This window comes from Streptomyces sp. MnatMP-M17 (assembly GCF_900091995.1).
GTDB lineage: Bacteria > Actinomycetota > Actinomycetes > Streptomycetales > Streptomycetaceae > Streptomyces.
On sequence record NZ_FMDK01000094.1, the window covers coordinates 1 to 10,151 of the forward strand.

The window sequence follows — 10,151 nt, forward strand, 5'->3', positions numbered from 1 at the left end:
CAACCTCGGGGAGATCCTCGGGCGGTACGACAAGGTCGTGGTGCCGGAGATGAACCTCGGGCAGCTCGCCACCCTGCTGAAGGCGAAGTATCTGGTGGACGCGCACTCGTACAACCAGGTCGACGGAACGCCGTTCAAGGTCGAGCAGCTCGCCACCGTTCTCAAGGAGGCCGTCCATGCCCGTTGAGGCACTGTCGCTGGTGCCGAAGGCGGACGTTCCGCAGTCGGTACGCGACTTCAAGTCCGACCAGGAGGTGCGCTGGTGCCCCGGCTGCGGTGACTACGCGGTGCTGGCCGCGGTCCAGGGCTTCATGCCCGAACTCGGCCTGGCCCGCGAGAACATCGTCTTCGTCTCCGGCATCGGCTGCTCCTCCCGCTTCCCGTACTACATGAACACGTACGGGATGCACTCCATCCACGGGCGCGCCCCGGCGATCGCCACCGGTCTGGCCACCTCGCGCCGCGATCTGTCGGTCTGGGTCGTCACAGGTGACGGCGACGCCCTGTCGATCGGCGGCAACCACCTCATCCACGCCCTGCGCCGCAACGTCAACCTGAAGATCCTGCTGTTCAACAACAGGATCTACGGGCTGACCAAGGGCCAGTACTCCCCCACCTCCGAGGTCGGGAAGATCACCAAGTCGACGCCGATGGGCTCCCTCGACGCACCGTTCAACCCGGTGTCGCTGGCGATCGGCGCCGAGGCGTCGTTCGTGGCCCGTACGGTCGACTCCGACCGGCAGCACCTGACGAGCGTGCTGCGCCAAGCCGCCGCGCACCCCGGCACCGCGCTGGTCGAGATCTACCAGAACTGCAACATCTTCAACGACGGGGCGTTCGAGGTCCTGAAGGACCGTCAGCAGGCGGAGGAAGCGGTGATCCGCCTGGAGCACGGACAGCAGATCCGTTTCGGCGCGGACGGCGCCAAGGGCGTCGTACGGGACTCGCCGACCGGAGACCTCAAGGTCGTCGCCGTCACCGAGGAGAACCAGTCGCAGATCCTCGTCCACGACGCGCACAACCCGTCGCCGACGAACGCCTTCGCGCTCTCCCGGCTCGCCGACCCCGACACCCTGCACCACACACCCATCGGCGTCTTCCGGTCCGTCGCCCGGCCGGTCTACGACGCCCGGATGTCCGACCAGCTCGACACCGCCGTGGAGCGGTACGGCAGGGGCGACCTCGCCGCCCTCCTCACCGGCAACGACACCTGGACCGTGGAGACCTCATGACATACGTCATCGCCCAGCCCTGCGTGGATCTCAAGGACAAGGCCTGCATCGACGAGTGTCCCGTCGACTGCATCTACGAGGGTCCGCGCAAGATGTACATCAACCCCGACGAATGCGTGGACTGCGGCGCCTGCGAGCCCGTGTGCCCGGTCGAGGCGATCTTCTACGACGACGCCCTGCCCGACGAGTGGGCCGGCTATCTCACCGCCGAACGGGAGGTCTTCGCCGAGACCGGAGCACCCGGCGGTGCGAGCGGGGCGGCGCCGCTGGCCCGGGACCACCCGATCGTCGGCGGAGAACCGGCCACAACGGGCTGAGTGCCCAGAAAGCGGGCTGAGTGCCCAGGGTGCGAGGGGAGCCGGACCCTGGCACTTCAGTGCGGCTTCCCCGGTCCTTCAGCGGAGTCGGGCAACGTGCAGCCCGTCAAGCGCACGCACACCCGAGCGTTTCCGCCGAGCCGCCGGACACTGCCGCGAAGGATTCCCCATCCCATGGACACCTTTACCGCACCGTCCCCTTCCTTCTCCTCCACCTGCTCCCCGCCTTGCTCCCCGCCCTTGTCCCCTCCCCTCCTCGGTACGCACCATCTGGTCCACAGACCGGCCAGCCCCGAGTCCTTTCTCCTGAAGGCGACCGCACCGACAAGACAGAACTTCGCCTTCTCCGCGGAACTGCCCGAAGAGCACCCGCTGTTCGGCGACTCCGTGTCGCGGTACCACGATCTGCTTTTCCCCGTGGAGGCCCTGCGCCAGACCATGCTGTTCGCGGCACGCCGGTACTTCAGGGTGCCGACGAGCTGGCACCCCGTGGTTGCCTCCGGCAGCGCCGAGATCACCCATCTCGACACATGGCGCAGCGGCGGCACACGGGCCGGGATCGCCCTGGAACTCGGGGTCAAGCCCATTGACTTCGTGGGTGGTGTACCGCGCGGCCTGGAGTGCGAGGCCACCGTCTCCATCGACGGCGAACGCTGTGGCACCGCGTCGGCCCGGCTGGCCTTCCTCGGCCGGGGCGTCTACCACAGCCATCGCGAACTCGGCCGGCGACAGAGCGAGGAGTCCGTGGCCGCCGGGCACGGTGAGCTGGTGTCCCCGGGCGTGCCGCTGCCCGAACAGGTGGGTCACCGGGACACCCGTAATGTCCTGGTCGGGCTGCCCGAGCACATCGGAGCGGAGGGCCGTGACGGACTGGCCTTCCCCATCGACGCCAAGGCCGCCGCCGAGCTGCGTTTCCAGGCGGACGCACCGGACGACGTACCGCCGATGCTGTTTCTGGAAGTGTCCCGCCAAGTGGGGCTGCTCGCCGCCGCCGAGCTGCGCGGCTTCGTCCCTTCGCACGCCGTACTGTCCCGGTGGGAGGCCTCGTTCCGCGGCTTCGCCGAGCCGGGGGTGCCGCTGTACTGCACGGTGCGCGAAGGCGCGCGCCGCACGGACGGGCGGGTGTGCCGGGACGCGGCGGGCCGGCCTGTCGTGGAGCTGCGGCTGTCGTTCGTCCAGGGCAACCGGGTCGTGGCGCGGATCTCCGCGTCCGTGCTCCAGGACTGCTGAGCCGCGCGATGAGATACCGAGTACTCGGTCCTGTGCACATGTCGCCCCGCACGCCGTCCGCGGCCAAGCCGCGCGCGGTCCTCGCGACCCTGTTGGTGCAGAGCAACATGGTGGTGTCGACCCATACGCTGATCGACGAACTGTGGGGTGCGGAGCCACCGCGCACGGCCAGCACCACCCTCCAGGTGTATGTGTCCCAACTACGCAAGGCCCTGCTGGAGAACACCGACGAGGCCGCGGCGGAGACGGTGCAGCCCCTGGTGACCCGGCCCCCCGGCTATCTGATGCGGGTCGCCCCGGAGGAACTGGATCTGGCCGTCTTCGAGTCGTTGCGGGCCGAGGGCCGCGCCGCGTACGGCCGTCGCTCGTACGAGGCGGCCTCGCGGGCGCTCAGCCGGGCGCTCGGGCTGTGGACGGGGCCCGCGCTCTCGGGCATACCGCACGGGCCCTCGCTGGAGACCTCCGCGATCCGGCTGAACGAACTGCGCGCGGAGGTGCTGGAACAGCGGATCTCCGCGGATCTGCGACTCGGGCTGCACCAGGAGCTGGTCGGTGAGCTGATGGCCCTGGCCCACGAGCATCCGCTGCGCGAGACGCTGCGCTGTCATCTGATGGTGGCGCTCTACCGGTCCGGTCGGCACTCCGACGCCCTTCAGGTCTATCACCAGGCGCGGCGCGCACTCGTCGACGAACTCGGGGTGGAGCCCGGGCCGGTGATGAGCAGGCTGCAGGAGCGGATCCTCGCCTCCGATCCCTCGTTGGCGTGGCACGGTGAGCCGGAGCGCCAGGCCGTTCCCGTCGGCGGATCCGACGACCGCCCGGGCGCCGGGCCGGCCGGCCGGCCCGAAGGATACGGCGGCCGGGATACGGGGCCCACGGTGTGGCTGCCGCCGACCGTGGCGGACTTCATCGGCCGCGAGGACCAACTGGCCGCCGGCGAGCGGCTGCTGGCGGGCGATCCGCCCGGACGGCACAAGGTGCTCGTCCTGTCGGGCCGGGCGGGTGCCGGAAAGACGGCGATGGCCGTGCGACACGCCCACGACGCCGCCGACCGGTTCCCCGACGGACGGATCCTGGTGAGGTTGCGGGACGCCGACGGGCGAGCCGTCGAACCGAGGACCGCCATGGCGATGCTGCTGCGACGACTGCGCCGGCCTCGCGCCCCGGAAGCGGGAACGGATTCCGGCGCGGAACCGCTGCCGTCGTCCGAGTCGGAACTCGCGGAGCTGCTGCACGCACGCACGGGGGGCCGCAAGTTGCTCGTCATCCTGGACGACGCCGTCTCGGAGGCCCAGGTCAGGCCCGTGCTGTCGGCCCTGCCCGACAGCACGGTGATCCTGACGAGCCGTCAAGTACTCGGCGCGCTGGAGAACGTGGAGCACCTGCGCCTCGACGTGCTCTCCGCGCCGGAGGCCGAGGCACTGCTCACGGCGTGCGGCGGCGAGCGGATGCGGGACGATCCGGAGGCGGCAGGAGAGATCGTCCGGCTCTGCGGGCGACTGCCGCTGGCCCTTCGGGTAGCAGCCGCCGGACTCGCGGCCCGCCCGCACTGGACCGCCGCCGGACTCGCCCGGCGACTGCGTGACGAGCGGACCCGGCTGACCGCGCTCGCCCTGGGCGATCTCGACGTACGCGGCACTCTGCTGACCGCGTACCACGACGCGGACAAGGACGTCAGGCACGCCTTCCGGATGCTCGCGCCGACCGCGCTGCCCGACTTCGCCCCGTGGAGCGCGACCGTGCTGCTCGCCACGGACCCCGCGGAGGCCGATCGGCTCACCGAAGAGCTGGTGCAGGCTCATCTCCTGGAGGCACGACGATGCCCGGGGCGGCTCGCGCCCGTGCGGTACGGCTTCCACACACTGCTGCGCGCGCTGGCCGTCGAGGTGCTGGCCCAGGAGTCCCCGGAGGAGGGCCACGCGGCCACGGAACGGCTGTGCCATGCCTTCCTGACCCTGGCCAGGCACGCGGACGCACTCATGGCGCCCGGCAGGGAACGGCTCACGTACGAGGGCGAACCGCTGCCCGCGCTCTCCCCCGACGAGGTGGTCGGGAACGCGCCGCTGCGGTGGTTCCAGGAGGAGTCCGCGGGCCTGTCGGAGGCCGTGCGGCAGGCGCATACGGCCGGGTTGTGGAGTCTGTGCTGCTCCTTGGCCTCGGCCACGGCCGGCTACTACGAGGCGAGCGCCCTGTGGGACGAGTGGCAGTCGACGCACGACCTCGCGCTGGACGCCGCCCGACAGTCCGAGGACATCCACGCGGAGGCCGTGATCCTGCGCTCCCTCGGCGACCTGGCCTGGCAGCGCCATCAGACCGCGCTGGCGACCGACCGGTACCGCATGGCCCGGGATCTGTTCACCCGCCACGGTGACCGGGTGGCGGCGGGCCGCTGTCTGTCCGCCGAGGCGGACGCGCTCCTCGCCATGGAGCAGGTCGCACCGGCCGGACGCACCTATGCGCGCGCCCTGTCGGAGAGCCGGCTGGCCGACGACGCGCGGGGCCGGGCCGAGTCGCTGCGCGGACTGGCCCTGGTGGCGCAGCGCGAAGGCCGCCAGGAGGAGGCACTCGTCCTCCTGGAGGAGTGCGAGAGCGCCGCGCGCCTGGCCGGTGAGCACCGCTGGACCGAGTACGCGCGGCGCACGGCGTCCGCCCTCCGTACAGCGCTCGCGTCGGGCCAGTCGGAAGAGGCATCCTCGATCCCGCTCGAAGTCCGCCCGGGTGTCTGGCTGTTCCACCCGTCAGGACCCGCCCAGCGGGCCGCCTAGAACCTGTCCGGTGCCGGTGGCGTCATTCCCGGCACCGGGCGGGGATCTCCCGCTCTTCCTCGTCCAGTGCCGTCAGCAGGGCCTCGACGATGCCCGGGTCCAGTGCCGTGGCCGCCGCCGGGTCCCCCGTCCGGCCGAAGCCGTCGTCGCCGATGGCGACGCCGAGGGTGTAGTGGGCGGCGTACGACACGGTGTGGAAGGCCCACGCGCCGACCGTGCCTGGGGTGCCGTCGGGTCGCAGCACATCCGTGGGCGCCCGGTCCGGGCTGAAGCCGAAGTCGGTGAAGCGGAACCGCATGCCGAGACCGATGGCCTTGCTGTAGGCCTCCTTGAGGGTCCACAGCCGCAGCAGGGCGGGGTTGCGCTCCGCGACCGGCATGGCCTCGATCAACTCCGTCTCGTACGGTGTGCACATGTGCCGGCCGAGACCGGAGCCGTACAGGACGCGGTCGCTGCGCTCGGCGTCGACGCCGATGGCGCCGTCCGTGGCCAGTCCGACCAGCAGCAGGTCGTCGGTGTGGCTGAGGCTGATGTGCACGCCGTCGTAGCCGCGCAAGCAGGGGCGTCCGGTGAGGCTGTAGCCGAGTTCGACGGACTGCGGTCGTACGCCGAGCGCGGCGGCGGAGGCGTACTTGAGCAAGACCCGGGATGCGGCGAAGCGGGCGCGGATCCGGGGGTGCGTCAGTTCCCGGTAGCGCTCCCAGTCATGGCCGAGGAGCGCGCGCAGCCGCCGCGCGCCCGCCCCTTCGGGTTGCCACTCGTCCTGCCGGGCGCAGAGCACCGCGGCTCCGTGCCGGTCCAGGTCAGTGCGTACTCTGCTCCAGTCCGCCGAGGGGCCGCGGATCGCGATCGGCTCCCCGAGGGCCGGGCCCGGGGTCCGGTGCCCAGGTGCCGTCATCGAAGGTCTCCATCGTGTGGTGGAGATCGGACAGCACGTCGGCCGCGGTCGCGCCGTCGATCACCCGGTGGTCGAAGGTGAGGCCCAGCCGCATCATCGGCGCCGGCACCACGATGCCGTCACGGACCACCGCACGGTCCACGATGCGGCCCGCGCAGAGGGTGACGGCGGTGCCGCCCGCCGAGTGGAAGCCGTCGACGGTGCGGTGGCCGAGCGAGCTGACCGAGACGGTGCCGAACACACCGGCGCGCCGGTGCGGATCGCGCAGCGCCGCGGCGAAGGCGGCTCTCCCGAGCGCGACCGGGATCCGGCCCAGCAACCGTACGCCCTTGAACTCGGGCAGTTCGGCGGCGTGTTCGCCCCGGTAGCGGTCGATGCGTTCCTGGATCTCGCGCAGGTTCGCCGCCTCCAGGCCGGGCACCAGCGCCGAGAGCACGGTGCGCTCGCCCTCGACGGGCCGGTCCAGGGCGAGTTTGGCGGTGACCCCGTCGAAGCGGACGATTCTCGGGCGTCGCAGCAGTCCGGGCCAGCCGGGTGCCATGACGGCGTTCGCCTCCGGGTACCGGTCGAGGACCCGCCCGGCGGCGTACAGCAGATAGCCGACGACCGAATAGCGCCGGCCGTTGTCGCGCGCCGCGGCGCGGTGCGCCTGGATACGGGTCATGTCGACGTCGGTGTCCAGGTGCACCGACCGCTGGGCCGCCGCCCACTCCAGGAAGTAGAGGGTGTGGCGGCGGCGCTGCACGACGACGGCGCTGGTGCTCACCCGGTCACCGCCAGCTCGTAGATCTCCTTGAGGCTGCGGGCCTCCAGGACCTTGCCCACCGGGACCTTGCGGCCGATGGCGGGTTCCAGGGCGGTGACGAGCTTGAGGAGGTACAGCGAGTCCCAGTCGGGGAGTTCGTCGAAGTCGGCGGCGACCTGCTCGGGGGCGAGCGGCATACCGATCTCGTCGTTGACGAACCGGACATAGTCGTCGAGGGTGAAGCCGTCCGAGGCGGGGCCGGGAGCGGGCGTGGGGGCGGTACTGTCGATGCTCATATCTTCTCCAGGGCGAAGCCGGCCTTGATCCATTTGCTGGACTCGACGGCGACCGCGAGGGCCCGCTCACCGCCCGACATCCGCTCCAGCAACTTCTCGATCTGCAGGAAGGGCAGGGCGTTTCCGTTGTTGCCGGTGTCCGCGACGCACGAGATGTCCTTCGCGGTCGGCACGTCGAGTTCCTCGGTGATACGGCTGGTCATCCGGCCGGACAGCTGGGGCGGCAGCAGATAGTCCAACTCGTCGGCCTCCCAGTCGAGTTCGCCGAGCATCTCCCAGAGGATCTCGACCGCCATGACGGGCACGGACTCCTCGATGGCCTTGTAGTCCTCGGTGAGCGCCTGCCGGTCGTCGTAGCGGTCGGCGAGGCCGAACCACTCGATGACCTGACCGGGCTTGCGGCCGAGGCCGGTGAAGCGGTTGAGGACGTGGCGCAGCGCGACCCGCTGTCCGCGCGGCTCGTCGGTGAGGACGGCCGCCCCCGCTCCGTCGCCGAACAGGACGTAGTTGACGAGGTCGCCGGGGGCGGCGCCGGACACGTCGCGCTGGAGGTCGAGGTGCTTGCTGCACACGTCGCCGCCGATGACGAGGCCGGTACGGTACTGACCGGAGGCGATCATCGTCCGGGCGACGCCGAGGGCCTGGACGGCACCCGCACAGCCGGACTGGAGCTGGAAGGTGGGGATCTGGTCCAGGCCCAGTTGGTCGGCGACATGGTTGACGGTGGCGGGCATCAGGCTGTCCGGGGTGGCCGTGCCGAGGACGATGAACTCGATCTCGGACGGGTCGACACCGGGGGCCGCGAGCGCCTGCTCGGCGGCCTGCGCGCACAGGTCGGCGAGCGACCAGCGCACCACGCCGGTGCCGAGGTCCCGGGAGAAGTACCGCGTTCTGGTGCCGATGAAGAGCTCGATCCACTCCTCGTTGATGCCGAGCACCTTGGACAGGGTGGCGTTGTCCACCGGGTCACCGGGCAGCGCGGTGCCGATGGAGGCCAGATAGGTCGTCGGAGTGGTCATGCGGTCCTCTCTTCTTCCCGGAGCGCCCGGTCTTCTTCCCGGAGCGCCCGGTCTTCTTCCCGGAGCGCCCGGTCTTCTTCCTTGCGCGCCCGGTTCTCCTCGATGCCGCCGGAGCTCGCGGGACCCGGCACCGTCGCGCCGAGTTCGCGCAGGAAGGCGATCAGGTCGCCGACGGAGGAGAGCCGGGGCAACAGGTCCTGGACCGTCAGCGTGCCGACGCCCGCGAGCCGGGTCTCCAGCCGGTTCTTCAGTTCCATGATCATGACGGAGTCGAAGCCGAGATCCTCGTAGAGCCGGTCGTGCGGGCCGATGTCGGCGTCGATATAGCCACCGACCAGCCGCACGGCGCCGAGGACGGCGTCCCCGACGGGGTCTGCCGGGCCACCGCCGGGCCGGTCCAGGGTGAGGAGGGACGCGGTGACGGTCTCCGGTTCCCGGTGCGCTGCGAGCGCCGGGGCCGTCGGCCCGGCCAAGGGGGCGACCGTTTCCGCTCCCCGCACCGGATTCCTCGCCCAGTAGCGGTGTTCCGTCGAGAAGGTGTACGGCGGCAGCGGGTGCGCGACCCGTTCCTCGGGCGCGTACGCGGCGTCCCAGTCGGGTTCGACACCGCCCCGGTACAGCTCGGCAAGGGCCTCGGCGAGCGCCCGGCCCGCGGACTCGGGGCCGCGCACCGGCAGGACGTGTGCCGGGACCGCACCCTGGTCGAGGCGGCGCACCATTCCGGAGAGCACCGGCTGGGGGCCGGTCTCCACCAGATGGGTGGGGCCGTCGGCGAGCAGGGCGGCGGCGGCGTCACCGAACAGCACGGTGGCGCCGATGTGTTCGACCCAGTACGCGGCGTCCATCGCCTCACCGTCGAGCACCCGGCCACGTACGGTCGAGTACAGCGGGATCTCGGGCACTCCCCCACCGACCTCGCCGGCGACCTTCGCGAAGCGGTCCAGCATGGGCCGCATCAAGGGTGAGTGGAAGGCGTGCGAGACCTGGAGTCTTCGGGTGCTGACTCCCGCGGCGGCGAACTCGGCGCCGATCCGTTCCAGGGCCTCCAGATCACCGGAGAGCACCGTGGACGTGGGGCCATTGACCGCGGCGACGCCGACCAGGGGTTCGGGCTCGATCCGCGCGTCCATGTCCGCACCGGCGGCCCGGACGGCCAGCATGCCGCCGCCCGTGGGGAGTTCCTGCATCAGGGCGCCCCGGGCGGCGACCAGTCGGGCGGCGCCGTCCAACGGGAGCGCTCGGGCCAGGACCGCGGCGGCGAACTCGCCGACGCTGTGGCCGAGCAGCATGCCGGGGTGCACGCCGAGTTCCGTCAGGGTCCGGCCGAGGGCGTAGCCGACGGCGAACAGCGCGGGTTGCGTCCACCGAGTGCTGTGCACCGCCTCGTCGCCCGCGAGGATCAGGTCGCGCACGGACCGGCCCGTGTACGGCAGCAGTGCGGCGTCGGCCCCGTCGAGGAAGTGCCGGTAGAGCGGCGACTGTTCGTACAGTGCGGCGGTCATCCGCGGATACTGCGAGCCCTGTCCGGTGAACAGGAACGCGGTACGGGGCCGGCCGGCGGGCCGGTCGGAGAGCCGGGCCAGCAGTTCGGCGTCGGCGGCCGACTCACGTAGCCGGGCGACGAGTTCACCCGTGTCCGTGGCGGGGGT

At 71.5% G+C, this 10,151-nt stretch carries 10 protein-coding genes; 5 read left to right on the forward strand and 5 right to left on the reverse strand.

The genetic code is table 11. The features are described 5' to 3' along the window. The 5 genes from GA0115259_RS05360 to GA0115259_RS05380 all read left to right on the forward strand — a co-directional run. A partial coding sequence (locus GA0115259_RS05360; RefSeq protein WP_202449692.1) for a hypothetical protein occupies nucleotides 1-187 on the forward strand: 187 nt, incomplete at its 5' end. Next, complete coding sequence (locus GA0115259_RS05365; RefSeq protein ID WP_093591600.1) at nucleotides 177-1,232, forward strand: 2-oxoacid:ferredoxin oxidoreductase subunit beta; 1,056 nt, start codon at nucleotides 177-179, stop codon at nucleotides 1,230-1,232. The genes GA0115259_RS05360 and GA0115259_RS05365, both read left to right, overlap by 11 nt. Further along, nucleotides 1,229-1,549, forward strand: coding sequence for a ferredoxin (gene fdxA, locus GA0115259_RS05370; protein WP_093591603.1), 321 nt, complete (start codon nucleotides 1,229-1,231; stop codon nucleotides 1,547-1,549). Before GA0115259_RS05365 ends, fdxA begins: the two co-directional genes overlap by 4 nt. Nucleotides 1,550-1,789: 240 nt before the next feature. Beyond that, nucleotides 1,790-2,779 (forward strand): AfsA-related hotdog domain-containing protein, encoded by a 990-nt coding sequence (locus tag GA0115259_RS05375; RefSeq protein WP_161230297.1) that lies wholly within the window; start codon nucleotides 1,790-1,792, stop codon nucleotides 2,777-2,779. 38 nt (nucleotides 2,780-2,817) lie between these two features. Next, entirely contained in the window at nucleotides 2,818-5,544 is a 2,727-nt protein-coding gene (locus GA0115259_RS05380; RefSeq protein WP_237539781.1) for an AfsR/SARP family transcriptional regulator, read from the forward strand. A 22-nt stretch (nucleotides 5,545-5,566) separates the two neighbouring features. On the opposite strand, the gene GA0115259_RS05385 is transcribed toward GA0115259_RS05380, so the two are convergent. From GA0115259_RS05385 to GA0115259_RS05405, 5 genes are all read right to left on the reverse strand, one after another. Beyond that, on the reverse strand, nucleotides 5,567-6,325 hold the full coding sequence (locus GA0115259_RS05385) for a 4'-phosphopantetheinyl transferase family protein (protein ID WP_256097912.1): 759 nt from the start codon (nucleotides 6,323-6,325) through the stop codon (nucleotides 5,567-5,569). Nucleotides 6,326-6,347: 22 nt separating this feature from the next. Then, complete coding sequence (locus GA0115259_RS05390) at nucleotides 6,348-7,208, reverse strand: 2-oxo acid dehydrogenase subunit E2 (protein WP_256097913.1); 861 nt, start codon at nucleotides 7,206-7,208, stop codon at nucleotides 6,348-6,350. Then, nucleotides 7,205-7,483, reverse strand: coding sequence for an acyl carrier protein (locus GA0115259_RS05395; protein WP_093591614.1), 279 nt, complete (start codon nucleotides 7,481-7,483; stop codon nucleotides 7,205-7,207). Before GA0115259_RS05395 ends, GA0115259_RS05390 begins: the two co-directional genes overlap by 4 nt. Further along, nucleotides 7,480-8,502 (reverse strand): 3-oxoacyl-ACP synthase III family protein, encoded by a 1,023-nt coding sequence (locus GA0115259_RS05400; RefSeq protein WP_093591617.1) that lies wholly within the window; start codon nucleotides 8,500-8,502, stop codon nucleotides 7,480-7,482. Before GA0115259_RS05400 ends, GA0115259_RS05395 begins: the two co-directional genes overlap by 4 nt. Beyond that, the coding region (locus tag GA0115259_RS05405; protein ID WP_141716458.1) for an acyltransferase domain-containing protein at nucleotides 8,499-10,151 on the reverse strand (1,653 nt) is incomplete at its 5' end. The genes GA0115259_RS05405 and GA0115259_RS05400, both read right to left, overlap by 4 nt.

Excerpts from the sequence above, each read along its gene's own strand:
- GA0115259_RS05365 (WP_093591600.1), top strand. The coding sequence starts at position 177 with ATGCCCGTTGAGGCACTGTCGCTGGTGCCGAAGGCGGACGTTCCGCAG.
- fdxA (WP_093591603.1), top strand. The coding sequence starts at position 1,229 with ATGACATACGTCATCGCCCAGCCCTGCGTGGATCTCAAGGACAAGGCC.
- GA0115259_RS05380 (WP_237539781.1), top strand. The coding sequence starts at position 2,818 with ATGTCGCCCCGCACGCCGTCCGCGGCCAAGCCGCGCGCGGTCCTCGCG.
- GA0115259_RS05395 (WP_093591614.1), bottom strand. The coding sequence starts at position 7,483 with ATGAGCATCGACAGTACCGCCCCCACGCCCGCTCCCGGCCCCGCCTCG.
- GA0115259_RS05400 (WP_093591617.1), bottom strand. The coding sequence starts at position 8,502 with ATGACCACTCCGACGACCTATCTGGCCTCCATCGGCACCGCGCTGCCC.